The organism is Pontibacillus chungwhensis (assembly GCF_030166655.1).
In the GTDB taxonomy this organism is placed as follows: Bacteria; Bacillota; Bacilli; order Bacillales; family BH030062; genus Pontibacillus.
Map to the genome: position 1 here is coordinate 2,658,312 of NZ_CP126446.1, position 18,069 is coordinate 2,676,380.

18 protein-coding genes are annotated in these 18,069 nt (G+C 39.8%); 4 read left to right on the forward strand and 14 right to left on the reverse strand.

Features of this window, described 5'->3' with window-relative positions; translation table 11 throughout:
* Positions 1 to 193: 193 nt before the first annotated feature.
* The 5 genes from QNI29_RS13850 to QNI29_RS13870 all read right to left on the reverse strand — a co-directional run bounded on the left by QNI29_RS13850 (position 194) and on the right by QNI29_RS13870 (position 4,677).
* Entirely contained in the window at positions 194 to 1,660 is a 1,467-nt protein-coding gene (locus tag QNI29_RS13850) for an S-layer homology domain-containing protein (protein WP_231417094.1), read from the reverse strand.
* Between the two features lie 295 nt (positions 1,661 to 1,955).
* Positions 1,956 to 2,384 (reverse strand): hypothetical protein, encoded by a 429-nt coding sequence (locus tag QNI29_RS13855; protein WP_231417095.1) that lies wholly within the window; start codon positions 2,382 to 2,384, stop codon positions 1,956 to 1,958.
* Positions 2,385 to 2,511: 127 nt separating this feature from the next.
* Entirely contained in the window at positions 2,512 to 2,949 is a 438-nt protein-coding gene (locus QNI29_RS13860) for an NUDIX hydrolase (RefSeq protein ID WP_231417096.1), read from the reverse strand.
* A gap of 29 nt (positions 2,950 to 2,978) precedes the next feature.
* Positions 2,979 to 3,845, reverse strand: a complete 867-nt coding sequence (locus tag QNI29_RS13865; RefSeq protein ID WP_231417097.1) for a hypothetical protein — start codon at positions 3,843 to 3,845, stop codon at positions 2,979 to 2,981.
* A gap of 469 nt (positions 3,846 to 4,314) precedes the next feature.
* Positions 4,315 to 4,677 (reverse strand): DUF4181 domain-containing protein, encoded by a 363-nt coding sequence (locus QNI29_RS13870; protein WP_231417098.1) that lies wholly within the window; start codon positions 4,675 to 4,677, stop codon positions 4,315 to 4,317.
* A gap of 329 nt (positions 4,678 to 5,006) precedes the next feature.
* On the opposite strand from QNI29_RS13870, the gene pflB reads away from it, so the two are divergent.
* Together pflB and pflA are read left to right on the forward strand one after the other, a co-directional pair.
* Entirely contained in the window at positions 5,007 to 7,262 is a 2,256-nt protein-coding gene (gene pflB, locus QNI29_RS13875; protein WP_231417099.1) for a formate C-acetyltransferase, read from the forward strand.
* 115 nt (positions 7,263 to 7,377) lie between these two features.
* Positions 7,378 to 8,121 (forward strand): pyruvate formate-lyase-activating protein, encoded by a 744-nt coding sequence (pflA, locus tag QNI29_RS13880; RefSeq protein WP_231417100.1) that lies wholly within the window; start codon positions 7,378 to 7,380, stop codon positions 8,119 to 8,121.
* A gap of 21 nt (positions 8,122 to 8,142) precedes the next feature.
* Here pflA and QNI29_RS13885 read toward each other — a convergent pair whose 3' ends face one another.
* The 8 genes from QNI29_RS13885 to QNI29_RS13920 all read right to left on the reverse strand — a co-directional run bounded on the left by QNI29_RS13885 (position 8,143) and on the right by QNI29_RS13920 (position 14,842).
* Positions 8,143 to 8,688, reverse strand: a complete 546-nt coding sequence (locus QNI29_RS13885; RefSeq protein ID WP_255687712.1) for a GNAT family N-acetyltransferase — start codon at positions 8,686 to 8,688, stop codon at positions 8,143 to 8,145.
* Between the two features lie 51 nt (positions 8,689 to 8,739).
* On the reverse strand, positions 8,740 to 8,877 hold the full coding sequence (locus tag QNI29_RS13890) for a hypothetical protein (RefSeq protein ID WP_231417101.1): 138 nt from the start codon (positions 8,875 to 8,877) through the stop codon (positions 8,740 to 8,742).
* A gap of 16 nt (positions 8,878 to 8,893) precedes the next feature.
* The gene (locus QNI29_RS13895) at positions 8,894 to 9,973 is read right to left on the reverse strand and encodes an ABC transporter permease (RefSeq protein ID WP_231417102.1); all 1,080 of its coding nucleotides are present in this window, start codon (positions 9,971 to 9,973) and stop codon (positions 8,894 to 8,896) included.
* Positions 9,966 to 10,787, reverse strand: a complete 822-nt coding sequence (locus tag QNI29_RS13900; RefSeq protein WP_231417103.1) for an ABC transporter permease subunit — start codon at positions 10,785 to 10,787, stop codon at positions 9,966 to 9,968. Before QNI29_RS13900 ends, QNI29_RS13895 begins: the two co-directional genes overlap by 8 nt.
* A 98-nt stretch (positions 10,788 to 10,885) precedes the next feature.
* Positions 10,886 to 11,302 carry a GNAT family N-acetyltransferase gene (locus QNI29_RS13905; RefSeq protein ID WP_231417104.1) on the reverse strand — a complete coding sequence of 139 codons (417 nt, stop codon included), beginning with the start codon at positions 11,300 to 11,302 and terminating at the stop codon, positions 10,886 to 10,888.
* Between the two features lie 184 nt (positions 11,303 to 11,486).
* Positions 11,487 to 13,280 carry a sulfatase family protein gene (locus QNI29_RS13910; protein WP_231417105.1) on the reverse strand — a complete coding sequence of 598 codons (1,794 nt, stop codon included), beginning with the start codon at positions 13,278 to 13,280 and terminating at the stop codon, positions 11,487 to 11,489.
* 206 nt (positions 13,281 to 13,486) lie between these two features.
* Positions 13,487 to 14,530 (reverse strand): zinc-binding dehydrogenase, encoded by a 1,044-nt coding sequence (locus QNI29_RS13915; RefSeq protein WP_231417106.1) that lies wholly within the window; start codon positions 14,528 to 14,530, stop codon positions 13,487 to 13,489.
* 114 nt (positions 14,531 to 14,644) lie between these two features.
* The gene (locus tag QNI29_RS13920) at positions 14,645 to 14,842 is read right to left on the reverse strand and encodes a cold-shock protein (protein WP_036781972.1); all 198 of its coding nucleotides are present in this window, start codon (positions 14,840 to 14,842) and stop codon (positions 14,645 to 14,647) included.
* A 405-nt stretch (positions 14,843 to 15,247) separates the two neighbouring features.
* Between QNI29_RS13920 and QNI29_RS13925 the strand changes: the two genes are divergently transcribed.
* Positions 15,248 to 16,372 carry a hypothetical protein gene (locus QNI29_RS13925; RefSeq protein ID WP_231417107.1) on the forward strand — a complete coding sequence of 375 codons (1,125 nt, stop codon included), beginning with the start codon at positions 15,248 to 15,250 and terminating at the stop codon, positions 16,370 to 16,372.
* A 108-nt stretch (positions 16,373 to 16,480) separates the two neighbouring features.
* Here QNI29_RS13925 and QNI29_RS13930 read toward each other — a convergent pair whose 3' ends face one another.
* Entirely contained in the window at positions 16,481 to 17,395 is a 915-nt protein-coding gene (locus QNI29_RS13930) for a phosphatidate cytidylyltransferase (RefSeq protein ID WP_231417108.1), read from the reverse strand.
* Between the two features lie 95 nt (positions 17,396 to 17,490).
* On the opposite strand from QNI29_RS13930, the gene QNI29_RS13935 reads away from it, so the two are divergent.
* On the forward strand, positions 17,491 to 18,027 hold the full coding sequence (locus tag QNI29_RS13935) for a C40 family peptidase (protein ID WP_231417109.1): 537 nt from the start codon (positions 17,491 to 17,493) through the stop codon (positions 18,025 to 18,027).
* The last annotated feature ends 42 nt before the right edge of the window (positions 18,028 to 18,069 follow it).

The following is an 18,069-nucleotide window of genomic DNA, read 5'->3' on the forward strand; positions in this document are numbered from 1 at the left end:
ATTCCTCCATTAGATAGGAGGACGCAATCAGAGTTGATGTGCCCTCCATTGATTTTGTTTTTGTAATGGTTGTTTAGAATATAGTCGTACGTTTGCCATAACACATCAACTCCTCGCAATTTAGTGTTCCTTTAGTATATCAGAAAATTTCAATAAATCTACTGAATTTCCCAAAACTTGAAGATTAAACAAGTTATTCCTTCGCTACTTTCCAATACTCATACGCGTGAACAGCATTGCCGTGGTAACTTGGACGGTCATTAAATTGAGTTTCTGTTTCATCTAGTTCCTCTTCCATTACTTGCTTACCTTCTTCGTAAAACGAAATGTGCTGATTGGCTTTCATCTGTTGCATTTCTACAGATATGATTAGCTCCTTATCCAGTTTTTCCGCGAACTCCATTTCTTTCTGAGATACATCAACAATTCCATTTGAACCTGCTGCTGAATCCCTGAATGCCATTAGTGTTGTGTGATCCAATTGACTAATAAACCACTCACTGAATGGGAGGTCTTCTTCGCCTGGAGTTTGGTGATCATCAAGCCATATGGCTAAATCAGCGCTTGTCTCAAGGTCTGAATCTTTCTTCACTTCATCCACAAACGTTTCTATGTTCGATTTCCAGGTCTTTAAGACATCTTCTGATGCACCATCCCAGTTCTTTAAAACATACGGTTCAATATCGAGGTGAATACCATCAAATCTTTGTCTTGGTGGTACCACTTTTTGATAACTCGTTACATAGTCAATGAACATATTCAGGCGTTCTTCACCTGTTTCAAGAGCCCAATTTGGATGACCTCCCATAGCGTGTACCTCGATACCTGCGTCATGAGCCTTCTCTACAAATTCGTTATAAACAGTAAAATCTTGCGTTCGATCTAAGCGAGTGTAGAGTAAGTTAATATTCTTTTCTTTTGCAAAAGCTATAATTTCATCAGGTTCTTCTATAACATTTCCAGCATGCCATATGTAGGTTCCGCGAATATCTTCGTTGTCGATCGATTCAAAATCAGGATCTTCTTTCGCGTTAGACAAATAGTTCTTAAATTGGTCATCCATCGCACGAGCTAAAAAGATGGAAAATTCAGCTCTCGTTGTAGAATCATTAGGTCGGAATGTAGTGTCAGGAAAGCCAACAGATATACGATTTGACGTGACCTCACTCACATATTTCCTATTCCCACTAACATCTTCAAACTCTTTAGAGATTGGTTCGTTCTCCAGATTATAGGCTCTTGTTAGAATGGCCGCCATTTCAACACGTGTAATATTTCGATCGGGCTCAAATGTATTCGAATTCGTTCCCTGAATAATCCCTTCATCGACTAAGGTTGCTATATATTTATAATGAGGGTGCTCTTTCGAGATGTCATCAAAATCCGGATCTGGACGATTCTCGGTTGATAATCCTAATTCTCTTGTCAGCATAATGGCTGCTTCCATACGGGATACATCCTCTCCTGGACGGAAAGATCCATCTTGGTACCCCTTTATAATCTCGTGTTCTGCCAAATACTGAATCTCTTTTTTCCCTGTAATCTCTTCATTTACATCAGGAAATTGTGTTTCACCATGAGCGATTGGTGTGTTCCAAGCCGCCCCTGCGACTAGGCTTGTTAATAAACCTGCTGTCATTTTCTTTTTAAAACCACTCACTTAAAATCCTCCTCTTCCTTCTTTACGTTACTTCATCACATCATAGATGTTCTGTGATGATTTCATCCGGTTAGAATCTTCGAACAATTCATCTAGTATCATGGGGGTGAAAAAAGACACATTATTTCATTAAACTTTCATGCGGAATAAGAAAGACCGTCTTAGAGAGGAATTTGAGAGGGTAAGGAGAAGAAAAAGGTATAAAAATCCTACAAAAGACCACCTCCAACTTTATAAGAAGCTGAAAATGGTCTTTCTCTAATCTATAATGTCATTCCATTTTATCTGGTGCCTATTAACGAAAGGACGTCTTACGTATCCAATAAGCAAAAACCATCCCTATAACAAGCAGAATAGCGATCAGACTGATCCATCCAACAGGTAAGGCAAACCCATAGTTGTACTCTTTCTCCCAGTTTGCTTTTACGTAAGTACCGTTTTGATCTTTTACCGCTATAGCTTGATCTGTTGAAACCCCTTCTATGGCGTAATAGTTTGTACCCTTTTTGTAAACGTTACTGAAATTGCCCCCATACTGTTCCATATCAGAATATCGCGTAACCTGACCAATTCTATCCCCTACATCAGTCACAACTTCATCTGTAACCACATATAAATTATTGTCCCATACCACAAACGGATAAGCCCAAGAAGTCGCCATTGCTTTTGTTGGCACCATTACTAATATCAGAAAAATAATACCTCCCACAAGTAAATGTTTCATCACATTCCCTCCCACTTACTATGTCGCTCTAATCACAAGAAGGTTTCAGTAATACTGACATGTAGGCAGGCCGTTATGTTTAATGAGGGGCTCTGAGGAACAACTAGTTTTAAATTGTAGTGGGTCTTTACAATGAGAATAGTTCTTTAGATTGAGCTAATAATACCGCATAACATAGCTCTGCGTCTTTGTATATATTCTTTTGAATACGTTCTATACAATCATTGACAGGAAGAAAGCTGACCTCAATCGTTTCATGCGCCTCCAATCTTTGTCCGAGTTGTTCAGAAACCTCATTCGTAAAGAATACATGAGTCACCTCATTAGACATCCAGGGTGCCGGCCACAGCTCACCTATATAGTGTAACTTCCCACAACAAAAGCCTGCTTCTTCCCTAAATTCTCTTCTTGCTGCATCTTCAAGCTTTTCCCCTTCTTCTACTCCCCCTCCGGGTAATTGTGTAATATTCATGTGAAGAGGTTCTCTATATTGGTTAATAAGGATAAAGGTATTCTCTATTTGAGCAAGGACTATTACAGATTCTTCACGATCTTGATTTGTCATTTTTGTTTACCCCTCACTGATATAAGCGTTTAGCTATGATTAGAACCCAATTGATATGTAATGAGAACGTCACCTTTCATAAAAGGGAAGGTGTCCATCAGCCACATAGCATAAGGACTAGTCGTATCAAACTCACCCTCTACCTTTTTTACTCCGGTCCCTTGTGCGAGTGAATATTGTAATTGAATCACATCGTATAACCTATCTATACAATCTATTTCATCTACCCCCAACCATCCTTGTTCCAAGATATCAGGATCGCCGGAATTGTGAAGAAAAGAAAAGCCGGTTACTCCGTCAGTATCTGGATCAAGTAATACAAAGCTCTCCTTTTTCAACACATAATCATTTAATAAAAGTTCCTTCCATTCATAGGGGTTCATATCTTTTACTGGATTTCCTCTATGAGTTTCTTCATATGTTCTTTTAACGAGCATAAACAATTGTTTACTTACCCTTGCGTCCCCCAATGCCCATTCAAGCGTTTTAATATAATCAGTCTTCATTTGTGTACCCTTTACTCCTGTTACATCAAGGCATGAGAGATAGGTTTTACGTAATTCTATGAATCCCTTCTTTTTAAGTTGGTACCCTTTTTCGTGTTCAGATTCGTCTACTATGATTTGAAAAAAACCTTCGTCCGAAACAGGCTTCCATAACCCTTCACCTTCAATCTCACTCCATGAATAACGATCGCTCCGAAAGATATTTATATAGGTCGCATAGGGGTGGAGTTCATTCTTCCATCCAATTAACAAAGCGACTAACTCCTCTTCTATGTATGTTCCATACACCCACTCTAAACCTTGTTGGTTTAAAAGCCCTTTAATCTTCCGCTCATCTTTCCATGTAGCTATGAACTTTTGAAGGTTGTGGGATTGGTATATAGGCTCCATTCTAGTAAACACTTTTCATCTCTTCCTTTCACTTTTACAATCGTCCCACTTACACAAATATAAAGGGCCACTTCTTTAATAGATGCGGCCCTTGTCACTACTTAGTTGTTATCTGACTCCTCTGTGCCCCAATCATACCCAGACTTTTTCCAATTGATTAAGAATAAAGCAGGGGCCAAAATCATTAAAACTGCAATCAATAACTGCATACCCTCTCCCCCTTTGACTACCGTAGCATTTATGCATAAATCTAGTATTCCAAAAACCCACCAAAACATCAACCACAATATTCCATCTAATTGCTTGAAAAGTTCATTTTCTTTATGTAAGATCCTAAACTTCTTCTACACTTAATCTGTTTAACTTTACTCTGGTCTATTTCAGAGTCATTAAAAAAGAGCTTTCCTTTTCTGGTTGAAAGACCTATTCCAGTTAAACTACACTTCCACCTTCATAAGTCCCCACTTCCTTACATAAAGCCTGCAAATAAAAGGTCAATATTATATATCGTAAACAAACCAAGGGCCAAATAGACGAGTGTGATGATATATTCCTTAGACCCTTTGATAAACATCCACTGCATGAAAGCCTCATACCCAAATTGAATGCCAACAATCGCCATGTAATACCACTTAACCTCTTCAGGATCTTCAAAGATCGCATAAGTTAACACGCTGATGGCTATGAGTACAGTCATCCCCCTTCCGAAGCGGTCCACGTGTTTTCCCTTGGTATCTGTAATGGATTGACGTTCGATCTTAAATTTCTTCCTGAGCAAGTATTCCAAACTTAAAATCAACAGCAATAAAATGACTAAAACAACAAAGGTCATATACGTCCACCTCCTACGCGCCTATTATAAACTATTCATAAAAAGCTAAAGTATTAACACTCCTAATTTCTAACCTCGATCTTATGCTCAGAGACTCTAGTACCAAACACTCAATCCCCACATTTTTCCACACCGCCATTTTATAAATTATTTCAGATTTATCACCGATTTACAACGTAATTGGATAAATTTGAACATTGTAAGAACATTCCTTTAAAATACTGTTTTTTACATCATACGGGAGTATAATAAAAGTGTAGAAAGATTGTGAAACACTGAGCATAAAGTAACGAAAATCCTATCACTTAACCGGCGAGGAGGCGTTAGAGATGAACACATCTGTCATCACGCAAAGCAGTCCACCATGGAACGGTTTTAAAGAAGGAAAATGGCAAGATTCCATTGATGTTAGAGATTTTATTTTGCAGAACTACACGCTTTATGAAGGGGATGAAACATTCCTGAAAGGTCCTACATCAAGCTCTGAAATCTTATGGAAGAAGGTCCTGCATTTAACAAATGAGGAACGGAATAAGGGCGGTGTCCTTAATTTAGATACACGAACCGTCTCGACTATTACCTCACATGGCCCGGGCTATTTGGATCAGAGTCTTGAAAAAATTGTGGGGTTTCAAACTGATGAACCTTTCAAGCGGTCCCTCCAACCATTTGGGGGAATCCGAATGGCGGCTGCATCTCTTGAAGCCTATGGATATAAACTTGATGAAGAGGTCGAGAAGATCTTCACCGAATTTCGAAAAACCCATAACCAGGGTGTCTTTGACGCCTATACACCTGAGATGAAATTAGCACGTAAGGCTGGTATTATTACCGGACTCCCTGATGCTTATGGGCGAGGTCGGATTATAGGAGATTATCGACGTATCGCTCTCTACGGTGTGGACCGCTTAATTGAAGAGAAAAAGAAAGATCAAGATAAACTCAGTCAACTAGCTATGACAGAAGAAATTATTCGGGAACGAGAAGAAGTATCTGAACAGCTAAGAGCACTCGATGAACTAAAAGAACTAGGAACGATTTATGGTTATGATATCTCTACACCGGCTCGTACAGCCCAGGAAGCTTTCCAGTGGCTTTACTTAGGCTACCTGGCTGCGATTAAAGAACAAAACGGAGCTGCCATGAGTCTTGGGCGCGTCTCTACCTTTTTTGATATCTATATAGAGCGCGATTTGATGGAAGGCAGACTGACAGAAGAGGCCGCTCAAGAACTTGTTGATCATTTCGTTATGAAACTGCGGCTGGTTAAATTTGCCCGAACACCTGAGTATAACCAACTCTTCAGCGGAGACCCGACCTGGGTTACAGAGTCCATTGCAGGCATGACAGAGGACGGTCGCCCACTAGTGACGAAGAGTTCATACCGATTCTTGCACACGTTAGATAATCTTGGCCCTGCTCCAGAACCAAATTTAACGATCCTGTGGTCAGTGAATCTCCCCCCTGCCTTTAAGAAATATTGTGCAAAGATGTCTATTAAAACAAGTTCCATTCAATACGAGAATGACGACTTAATGAGAGAATACTACGGGGATGACTATGGCATTGCTTGTTGTGTATCGGCTATGGCCATCGGAAAACAAATGCAGTTCTTCGGAGCTCGTGCTAACCTTGCCAAAGCTTTGCTCTATACCATTAACGGGGGAATAGATGAGGTCCTGAAAGTTCAGGTAGCTCCTCAATATCCAGCCATAACATCAGAGTATCTAGACTACGATGAGGTCATGGATAAATATGACAACATGCTAGATTGGTTGGCTGAACTTTACGTTAACACGCTCAACATTATCCATTACATGCACGATAAATATAGCTATGAACGAATTGAAATGGCTCTTCACGACCGGGAGATTCTACGCACGATGGCATGTGGCATTGCAGGGTTATCAGTTGTGGCAGATTCCCTGAGCGCCATCCGTTACGCTAACGTAAAAACGATTAGAGATCAGAATGGCTTAGTCATGGATTACGAAATTGAAGGAGATTATCCGAAATACGGAAACAACGATCATCGGGCAGATGACATTGCAGTCGATCTTGTGAAGCGTTTCATGAATAAAATTAAAAAACATGAAACCTATCGCTCCTCCACACCGACTCAATCGATCTTAACGATTACATCCAATGTTGTCTACGGCAAGCTAACCGGGAATACACCAGACGGACGAAGAGCCGGAGAACCTTTTGCACCAGGGGCTAACCCTCTTCATGGAAGAGACACGAAAGGATCGCTCGCTTCTTTAAGTTCCGTAGCGAAGCTTCCTTATGAAGATGCGTTAGATGGTATATCGAATACCTTCTCCATTGTTCCACGGGCACTTGGTAAAGAAGAAGAAACACGTATTGCGAACTTGGTTGGGCTACTTGATGGGTATATGATCAAGAAAGGACATCACCTTAACGTTAATGTTTTTAACCGAGAAACATTACTGGATGCAATGAATCACCCAGAACAATATCCTCAACTAACTGTACGGGTGTCCGGCTACGCTGTTAACTTTATTAAGCTCACTCGTGAACAACAGATGGATATTTTAAATCGTACCTTCCATGAAAGTCTTTAAATGAGATTATTCTCACCACAAACCATCGTGTTATAAGTATTTGGAGATATAGAAATTGGGAGAATACGAGAAGAACCGTATTCGTAAACTAAAAATTGATCAGGAGGTGACCTTCATGAAAGGACGTATTCACTCTATAGAAACGTGCGGTGCAGTTGATGGTCCAGGGCTTCGATATGTTCTCTTCATGCAAGGTTGCCTACTTCGATGCCAATTCTGCCATAATGCGGATACGTGGACGTTAAATGGAGGAATTGAAAAGTCTGTAGAAGAAATTGTAGAAGAAGTGAAAGACTTTCTCCCCTTTTTCCAAGCTTCTAACGGAGGAGTGACGGTAAGCGGCGGGGAGCCGCTCCTCCAGATTGATTTTTTGATCGAACTCTTTAAAGCGTTAAAAACGATCGGTGTTCATACAGCCCTGGATACCTCTGGAGGATGCTTCCATAGCTCCCCGACCTTTTTAAAGAAGCTGGATGAGCTGCTTATAAACACCGACCTTGTTTTACTTGATTTAAAACAAATTCATTCTGATAAGCATAAAACGTTAACCGGCATGACAAATAAACACATATTGAAATTCGCCACTCTTCTATCTGATAAGAATGTTCCAGTGTGGATCAGGCATGTACTCGTTCCGACACTGAATGATAATCAAGAAGACTTGATTGCCTTGTCTCATTTTATCGGAACGCTTCAGAACGTCGAAAAAATTGAAGTCCTTCCCTACCATAAACTTGGAGTTTATAAATGGGAGAACTTAGGTATTCCTTATCCACTCGAAGGGATAGAATCACCATCAAACGAACAAGTATGGGAGGCCACTCAAATTCTTAAAAATCCATCACCTATTAGAAATTAACAAAGAACACCGAGAGATCCATTATTCGGTGTTCTTTCCTTTATTCATCGTGTAAATGAGGTGGTCTGTCCATTCCCCATCCTCGTATATAAATCTTTCCCTTATACATTCAAACTTCATACCCACTCGTTCTGCTAACCTTTTAGATGCGGGATTGTCAAGATTGATATGAGCTTCAATCCGGTGATAACCTAGCTGATTAAAGGCAAGGCTTAATGCCCCCTTTGTCGCTTCTGTTCCATACCCTTTTTGCCAAAACTGGTTATGAATGGTGTACCCGAGTCTTCCCCATTGAAATTCCCCGCGAATGATCGTAGATACATCAACCATGCCAATGTGTTTCTGACTTTCTTTATGAAAAACAGCGAAAATATAGGAAATGTCTGATAGCGCTAGTTCCTGATGAGTGGATACTAAGCCTTTAAACCATTCCCTGGTGCATTCTGACAGATCCAATTGCCCGTCATCATGTCTATTTGTAGAAGGAAAACGTGATTGAAATCCATGAAGCCACTCTTGATAATCGTTTTCCATTAAAGGACGAATGGTTAATCTTTGTGTTTCCAAAACGTTGTTGAATTTATCCAAACTCTTTCCTCCAATTATTATGCACTTCTGTTAATGATCTTGATCTTTGATTTCTTGTAGTAAATGAATAATCTTCTCATTTTGCTCAATCATCGTTTTATTTTGCTGTCGTAACTTTGTGAAATCAAATAAGTAGATTAATAATATGGCTAATACTAAAAAGCCCAATGTCTACCCCTCCCTTTTACACTACTTCTCCCATTACAAGTACAAGCCCTGCCGTGAATACGAACAGAAAGACAGCCATAATAATAAAGCCTGGTGTAACCGTTATCCGCTTCCCGATTTTCATCTTCACTTTAGGGAGTGGCTGATGAGAAGAACTACCTGTCGGGATCCATGGAGCTTTCTGACAGTCAGTTTGGAAATGATTTTGTAACCCTCTTGCTAATAACACAAACGAACTTGTAGCAAGAACAAGGGCTACCAAAGGCACCATCAATATGTATTGATTTCCAAAAATATGGCCTCGGGATTGCCCGATCAATCCTGCCCACTCATTCGTCATAGATAAATAGAGAGTAGGATTCGTTTGCTTAATGGTTCCTCCCATAAATAAGTGGAAAATCCCAAGCTGTCCCATTACCGTCATAACAAATACAATTTCCATCACGAACATGATGAGTAGCCCCTCTTTTAACTGAGGGAAGATATGCTTCCAGACCAATCTGTTGCGACGAGCCCCTAGCGTTCTTGCTACATCCACATATTCTTTCTTTACGATTTCCCTCGTTTGTTTCCGAACTGACGCTATTGTGCTGGGCAGACTCAAAATCGTCATTAATATGATAAAGATAAAAATCAGTTTCATAGACTCTAAATCTGGATTGATCGTTATCGGTTGAAGAACAAAATATAAAATTAAAAACGCGGGAATGTAACTGACTGAATTCTCAACCGCTTTCCACCAGGAGGATTCTGATTTGAGAGTGCCTGCATAAAGTCCAATTATACTCCCAGTCACCATCTTAAGAAGAGCCGTCACGACCGCGATCCCTATCGTATACTTCGCGCCATGCAAAAGCTTTGTTACTAAATCATATCCGAATTTATCTGTTCCTAATGGGTAAGCCGGAACCGTAAAAGGCTCCACCGGTGGTGCTACTACGATCCCTTTTCCATCGATTACTTGATACTCAACCTCTACTTTATGATCCAACGAATGAGGCGCGATCTTTGGACCGGCTATAGCTAAGAAAATAAACACTAACACAAGAAAAAAACCTACATACAGAGGTACATTCATTTGTCGAATTCTATTCATAGATTAAACCCTTTCTAAATAAGAATAGAACAAACTTCACCACTAAAAATACAAGCAGTGCGATGAGTAATAAAGCGCATAAGCCTAATAATGTTGCCGGAAAATCCTTCACTGCAAATATGTAATGTGTTAACCCGATTACATTGAGTAAATACTCCACAATAAACAAGTTGCCAATCGTAAGAGAGAGTCCTTTCGTCAGTTCAGCGTGGATAAACGGCTGCATATTTCTATATACATGTTGCAAATTAATAGTCGAAACATCTAGTCCCTTTGACACCGCTGTTCGGATATAATCCTCACCGCTAATTTGTAAAAAGCGTACGTGGATCAGTTTCAGAAAATAAAGAGCTGGCGCTATAGACAAGACAAGGACTGGGAACCAAAAGTGAGCCGTATTCTTATCTGGCATAAAGCTTATAATCCGAATTCCTGTCATTTGATAGACCTGTACTCCAACCACGACTGAAAAGATAATAATAATAAAGTCAGGAACAATTCCAATGATTTCAATGAGACCACGAAACAGTCGAAATACTTTGAAGCGTGCAACAAACAAACCTAGTACAAGCGCAAAAGTTAAGCCAAAAAGCATCGCCACTAACAAGAGGACAAAGGTTCTGGCCATCCGCTCAACAAAGGTAGCGTCTATTCGATCTAACCAGTCAATTGAAGGAATACTTTGTATCAATTCGAATATGCGCATCCATTCAACCTCTACTCCTCTGAATGATGATACAAACACAAAAGGTGCAGAAGAGACAAATAGCAGAATTACAATGAATACGACACCTTGAATCAAGGAGTTTTTCAATTATTTCACCTCCAATACATATATTGCCATAACAACCCCTTAATTGTAACAGTTTTCTGAAAAAATGTGACCAGCTCCCCTCCTTAACCATCTATAACTTAGCGAGAACAATAATAAATAAGCTCTGGGTCCCCTTCGTCCAGATTCTCAATGATTCCACTTCGTTTAAAACCATTTTTATAAAATACTTGTTGCATCTGTTCGTTTGATTGATTGGTTGAAGAAAAGATCTTTTCTGTAGGAGATAGGTGAACCATTTCTTTTAACAACATACTCGCGATTCTTTTTCTTCTTTCTTTTGGAGGTACCATAACTAATGAAATAAAAGCATGGTCAAAAAAAGTGGTATCAAATAATAAAAAACCTTTCACTTCTCCTTCTTCAATTGCAACTAAGCAGTTTCTTTTCTTAATAGATTCTTCAACAATTTCCTTTCGTCTGTCCGTGCCTACAACCCCTTCATCTATCTTAATTATTGCTGATAAGTGATCCTCCTTCGCAACTTCTACATGCATCTAACTTCCCCCTTTCAGGAATAACATCCTATTTTAAATGATGCTCCTCTACAGTTTACAGGATCTCATCGTCTTACACACAATTTTCTGAATCCCATATCTAAAAATACACCAATCACCCAGCAGCTAATAGCTCCCGGGTAATAGTATCGTTAGGTGAATGGCTAATAATTTATCAAGTCGGTTACGTATCGTTACAAGAAGGCATCCCAGGCACGGAACCACTCGAGGGGGATAAGCGCTTCTGTCGGCATTGCTCTTCAAGAGCTGAGATCAATAGATTCATGATGACTAGGGACTCTGGAGTCTGATAGGAGATGTTAGCTAAATTCTTCTCTTCAAGCGGGTCTTGAGATAGGTTATAAAGCTCATATTGGTCAGGTACAGGTTGATCTTTCGTTTCCGTTATACATAAGTCAACTTCTACATGGCAATCTGTGTAGCTATTCCGGTCTTGTCGAAGCGTTTGATCTTCCACGCCGGGATTACTCCAAAACTGAGGATTATCATAATACCTCGATAGCTTCCACACCTCTTCCGTCCTGTCTTTACCGGTTGAAAGTGTTGTAATAATAGATTCTATATGGTTAGGTTGGACCACTGATTCGTAAGGGTCACCTGCAGCACTCACTTGATTGAGCCCTCTCGTCACATCATCATCAGACATAAAATACACTGGTTCATTTGATCGGAAAAACTGGGTCTTCCCTTTTAACAAGGGTGACAAATCTCTTCCTACTAATGGGTGAACTTCTGTGTGGCTTTTCACTAATTCCCGCTGGATTCTTTCAGGATCCACTCCAGCAAGCCCCAATAGAGTAGGTAATACATCCACATGACTAGTAATCATGTCGGTTTGTTCACGATCTGAAAAAAGTTTAGGACTATGAATAATGAGCGGCACATGAATAGACTCCTCATACGTGTTGTACCATTTCTGATAAAGGCCCCCATGAGCTCCTAATAATTCTCCATGATCAGAGAGAAACAAGACGATCGTGTCTTCATAAAACGATGATTGCTGAAGAGCTTGAAATACTTTTAACATTTCGTTATCTGCTTTCTTCTGCAAAGAATAATAAAGTTGGCGATAAAACAAATCATCCCTGAGAGGCTGCAATGCTTTAGGATAGGTACGTTTATAGCTCTTTTGTGCGTCGGGTTTTGTATTAAGAGATTCATTACTCGTCGGCGCTTTAGGGATGTCGGGCAGTGTTGGGTCAATTTGAAAGTTAAACAGTGGACTGAGCTCTGTTAACTCTCCATAAACAGCGATATCATGCGGGTTCACAAAAGAACACATGACTAGCCAAGGACACTGATCTCGATCTTTATCAAGAGATTGAATGAGTTCCACTGCTTCATCTGCGTATATTTGATCTCTTCCCTCTACTCCAATCGCAGCCGAAGAACCCGTATTACGAGGTGAACTGCCATGAGGTTCTGGGCCTATCCACCCTGAGAATCCATACTGATTTAAACGATCACTAAGAAGATATCTTTTCACCTTTTCTGGTACAGGTACACCGGTTTGAGAATAGCTCGCGTATGCATTTTTGGTTCCTGGTATTAGAATATCTTCTTCAGAAGCGTGCCACTTGCCTTTCCAGTACGTCTTGTAACCCGCCGCTCTAAAGTAATGACCAAATGTCGGAACTGAGTTTGGATCAAGCCAAAACATATCTGGATCATAAGATGTTTTAGCTGCTCCGCTTGTTTGTGTTACACCATGTAACGAAGGATATTGACCTGTATACAATGTCGTTCGACTGGGTGAACAAGCTGTGCTCCCTGCGTAATGACGTTGAAATTCCATTCCATTTTCTTTAAGAAGCTCTTGCGCTACCAGCGATTCTTTACGCCACTTCTTCATTTCATCTGTCTCATATACAGATGGATAGCGCTCTTGGTCCACCATTAGAATAAGAAAATTTGGCTTTCTTACTTGTTTTTCCTTTCCCCTTTTGTCTTTACTCATCGACTCTTCCCCTTTCTGATAACCCAAACTTATCTAACTAATTATGTATACGTAAGTGTATACATAATCATTCGATAAGATCGGGAATAGACCTAACAAAAGGAATCATGATATGCGTAAAGTATATAAACCAAAAAATCCCCTCTATTCCAGAGGGGATTCTATTCACTAATAATGTTACATTTATCTAGGTTCTTTATGCCTTATTAAGAATGCTCAGGTAGTAGAACAATTTTTCCAACTTTACCCGATTGTTTAAAGTAGGTTTGAGCTTCTTTAGCTTCACTGAGTGGGAATGTCCGGTCAAGAACCGGTTGAACCTTCCCTTCAGAAATTGCTTGAAGCATACGCTTAAACTCTTCCCTTGTCCCTAATACAGAACCGTAAAACGTAAGGTGCTTTAAGTATAACGTTCTAAGATCAAGTTCAGTCTTTTGGCCACCTGCAGAACCTGACGTACAAAACTTTCCGCCTTTTTTTAATACGTGGAGAGAAGTGTTAAATAACGGATCCCCTACCACATCAAGAACAGAATCGATTGGGCCTCCATTTGCTTCAAGGATATCCTCGGCCAGGCTATCAGATTTATAAGATACAACATGAGTTGCCCCAAGTTCTTTCATTTTATCTTCAAGAGCTAAGTCACCCACAACCGCAATGACCTTCGCTCCAAACACACGGGATGCAATTTGTACATTTAATGAGCCAACGCCACCATTTGCACCTGTCACCATAATTGTCTCTGAATCGTTCGGTTGGATTTGCTCAACCATATGCCAAGCTGTCATTCCACTTACAGAAAATACAGCACTATCCACATAATCGGCTAGCGGCATGTCAAAACATAATTCAGCTGGCCATACCACATATTCAGCATAACCTCCATCATATTCGGAGCCAATGAAGGACATATCTTCAGAATAGTGTTCAGTCCCTTCCTCTCCACTAGACGTAAACGGGAAAAGAACAACGGATTTCCCTTTCATGGAAGGATTCACATCTCCCCCAACTTCTACAACCTCCCCGGTGATATCTGACCCCGGGGTTCTTGGGAATTGCACACCTTCTGGACGCCATCCTGACTTAGATCCAGTACCATAAGCCCCTTCTCTCATCCATATTTCTGTATTATTAATCCCACAGGCCATAACTTTCACAAGAACCTCATCAGCCTTCGGAGTTGGTCGTTCCACTTCCCTAACCTCTAATTGATCTACATCTCCATACCCAACTACTTGTACTGCTTTCATTATTAGTCGCCTCCTGGTAATCTTGTCTCTTTATATTGATGCTTTTTGCCACTACTCATTCATTATATAAAAAAAAAAGCCCTCCAGTTGGAGAGCTTCTTTAGGCAAGTTCAATTACTTTTGAACGTTTGCAGCTTGTGGGCCACGGTCGCCTTCAACAACTTCGAAAGAAACGGCTTGGCCTTCTTCTAAAGTTTTGAAACCTTCTTCTTGAATAGCAGAGAAGTGAACGAATACATCGTCTTGACCTTCTACTTCAATAAATCCGAAACCTTTTTCTGCGTTGAACCATTTTACTGTACCTTGTAACATGTTTGTTGCCTCCTGCGTGGATCTTGTCCACATTGTATTACTATTATTGCTCTCAAAAATTCATTCCAGACGAAAGTACTTGGTAGTAACTTTTTCTTTCATTATAAATCCGAACAAGAATAATTAACTACTACTATAGCATCGAAGTCCCTATTCGTCAACAGATCGCAAAAATAAATTTATGGGTTTGTTCATAAGAGCCGTGCCCCTTTCCGAATAAATGCCAAACTTCACTCCGGGTAAGAGCACTTATAAGCAGCACAAAAATTCTCATGTTTCTATAACGTATCATTGCATTTATTTTTCTAACATATTATTTCTATATAAAACCAGTTTTAAAAGAAAGTGTGAGTGGAAGATATATATTGTTAACTTTAATATAAACGAAAGGAGGAGAGTTTTGAAGTGAGTGACATTACAGTGGGTTTAGTGCCCGCCCCTGAGTTACCAGAGAAAATGGCCAAAAGTTTAGCGGAGATTCTCCCAGATCTATTAGTGGAACAAATTGATTCATCCTTAGAATGGGAAATTGACGTCATCATTGATCCATTAACAGGTGCAGCCGAAACCGCTAATGAAATTATTGAAGAAACGGAAATTCGGAAGAAAAAAAATGAATGGGATTATGCCATTTGCCTAACAGATTTGCCTATCTTTGAGGAAGGAAACATCGTCTTGGCAGATATCAACAAAAGTCGAGGCGTCTCTCAAATTTCTTTACCTGCTTTCGGTTCCGTTCCAATGAAAAGACGACTCCGTGAAGTCGTTCTTGAAACCATTAGTGAACTTCATTACTATCAATATAATACAAACAAAGAACACAGACGCAAGAAGAAACTTCCAAAGCTCTTCTCCCCCATTCGCAAAATAACTCCTGATGATGAGGATGATTCGCTTCGTTTCATTGTTATTCCTAAAATAAACGGACGGTTACGTGTATTAATGGGTATGGTTTATGCGAATCGCCCGTGGACCATTTTCCCTTCATTTAAAAGCGTGGTAGCGGTGGCTTTTGCTACGGGTACATACGGGTTAATCTTTCCGACTCTGTGGCAATTAAGTGCTGCCTTTCAGTCTGTCCGATTTATAGGACTTATGTTAACCGCTGTATCAAGTATGATTATTTGGATCATCCTTGCTCATAACTTATGGGAAAAGCCCTCTCAGAGGAGTAAGCACAATTTAAGAAGAGTCTATAATCTCGTTACGGTCATTACCTTAAGTATGGCTGTATTGCTTTACTATGCCATGTTGGGCATTCTATTCTTCTTAGCCGTCAGGGTTTTTGTTCCTGCCGAGTTATTTGCGGCTGAAGCTGGATTAAAAGACGAGGCAGGCATGATGGATTACGTTAAATTATCTTGGCTTGCCACTTCAGTAGCGACACTCGCAGGTGCTATTGGTGCCGGACTCGAGAACGATGAGCTCGTTCGAAATATCACTTATGGATACAGACAAAAGCGCAGATATAAAGAGATCCAAAACGATTCCACCGACAATCAAGATGCACGTGAAACACAAGATGCTTAAGGCAGAAGGTATACCTTCTGCCTTTTTCGATGTCTCAATTCATTTGAGAATGTTCTATTAACTTACAAACTCCTCCTCTCTTTTACATTCCTTTACTTCACTCGATCGCTACATAAATTCAAACAAATACCTCGTAACATGAAAGAATACGGGGGCTGTATAGGTTAAACTATCAATTCGACTCAAGTACTTTCCTTGAAGGGTCTCAAACTTCCCTTGATCTCCAATAAGTAAGTCCCGTTTTAAAACAGATACCGTCAAGCTTCCAAAGTACCCCGTTACACTAATTAATACTCCTGCTAAAATGCCATACGTCAAACCAAAAGGAGTAAAGTAAGGATAGAGCAGATAAGACGCCAATATGGTTATAAGGAATGCCCCAACAAATCCTTCCCAAGATATGTTAGGGTTTGCAGTTGGCACCACTTTATGCCGACCAAAGTACATGGAAACCATCGCGTGTATTACATCATTTATTTGAGTAAGCACGATCAGGTAAAGGACAAGATTTGGACCATACTCAGGAGAGGCCGACGAATAAAACGCCAAATGACTTAAACCAAAAACCATCAGCATCATGCCCCATTGTGTAAAACTAACAGAACGTAAGAATCCTAATGTTCCTTTCCCTATTATTCGGGGTACAGGTAAGAATAAGAATACATAAATAGGAATAAAAACGATAAACATTCCATACCACCCTATATAAATCCAAAGAAATTGAAGGGGGATCATTAGGTAAGACCATAAGAAAAGGCGACGATCTGATTTTCTTGTTTTCATCATGGAAAAATACTCTTTCAATGAGTAAAAGCAAAGAACCATGATGGAGAACAAGGACACAATAGGGGTAAACAACGTGGCGAAACAAAAAATAACAAACATTCCCCACCATGTTTTTACACGAAACCAAATTCCTGAGAAATCTTTATTTGGCTGTTTCTTCTTAAGTCCATATAGCACTATGGTAGCTGCACACAAACCAACAAATACAACCGAAAGCGTAATGATTGTTTCTAGCATAGAATCCTCCTATCTATACACACAAACTACATCTATTTTAAATAATTTCCTATATAATGAAAAGAAAGGAAATGTAAAGAAAGGGGAATCGTACAATGAGTCAAGCAAACTATGTTTATATTATGCTTTCAGATACAGGAACACTCTTTACTACCCTCATCAAAAAATACACCAGAGCCCCTTACAATCATGCCTCGCTTTCTTTTGACCCCCAATTAGAAGATATGTATAGTTTTGGTCGCAAGAACCCTAAAAACCCACTTCATGGCGGTTTCGTAAAAGAGGATATTGCGAGGGGGACTTTCAGTAAATATCAAAATACAATGTGCGTAATCTATCGATTGGAGGTTACGGACCGAGAGAAAGAAAAAATGAAACGAGTCCTCGAAGTCTTCCAACGAAATAACCATAAATTCTTGTATAACATTTTAGGTTTAATCGGCGTGTCTATGAAAGAACCTGTTGAATTTAGCAATTCCTATTTCTGCTCACAATTTGTTGCAGAAGTTCTCAATCGTTCAGGTATTAAACTATGGGATAAACTCCCTGCTCTTGTCACCCCGGATGACTTTCGGAATAGTGAAGAACTTGAACTCGTTTATGAGGGTCGGTTGATCGATTATGTAAGCTAAAATGGTAAAGTAGCCAATCATAAGCTAAAAGAAACACAGCTT

Bases quoted from the DNA above. Each gene is read 5' to 3' on its own strand.
- QNI29_RS13935 (WP_231417109.1), top strand. From the start codon at position 17,491: ATGAGTCAAGCAAACTATGTTTATATTATGCTTTCAGATACAGGAACA.
- pflB (WP_231417099.1), top strand. From the start codon at position 5,007: ATGAACACATCTGTCATCACGCAAAGCAGTCCACCATGGAACGGTTTT.
- QNI29_RS13865 (WP_231417097.1), bottom strand. From the start codon at position 3,845: ATGGAGCCTATATACCAATCCCACAACCTTCAAAAGTTCATAGCTACA.
- QNI29_RS13920 (WP_036781972.1), bottom strand. From the start codon at position 14,842: ATGTTACAAGGTACAGTAAAATGGTTCAACGCAGAAAAAGGTTTCGGA.
- QNI29_RS13930 (WP_231417108.1), bottom strand. From the start codon at position 17,395: ATGCTAGAAACAATCATTACGCTTTCGGTTGTATTTGTTGGTTTGTGT.
- QNI29_RS13860 (WP_231417096.1), bottom strand. From the start codon at position 2,949: ATGACAAATCAAGATCGTGAAGAATCTGTAATAGTCCTTGCTCAAATA.
- pflA (WP_231417100.1), top strand. From the start codon at position 7,378: ATGAAAGGACGTATTCACTCTATAGAAACGTGCGGTGCAGTTGATGGT.
- QNI29_RS13910 (WP_231417105.1), bottom strand. From the start codon at position 13,280: ATGAGTAAAGACAAAAGGGGAAAGGAAAAACAAGTAAGAAAGCCAAAT.
- QNI29_RS13915 (WP_231417106.1), bottom strand. From the start codon at position 14,530: ATGAAAGCAGTACAAGTAGTTGGGTATGGAGATGTAGATCAATTAGAG.
- QNI29_RS13905 (WP_231417104.1), bottom strand. From the start codon at position 11,302: ATGCATGTAGAAGTTGCGAAGGAGGATCACTTATCAGCAATAATTAAG.
- QNI29_RS13895 (WP_231417102.1), bottom strand. From the start codon at position 9,973: ATGAATAGAATTCGACAAATGAATGTACCTCTGTATGTAGGTTTTTTT.
- QNI29_RS13855 (WP_231417095.1), bottom strand. From the start codon at position 2,384: ATGAAACATTTACTTGTGGGAGGTATTATTTTTCTGATATTAGTAATG.
- QNI29_RS13870 (WP_231417098.1), bottom strand. From the start codon at position 4,677: ATGACCTTTGTTGTTTTAGTCATTTTATTGCTGTTGATTTTAAGTTTG.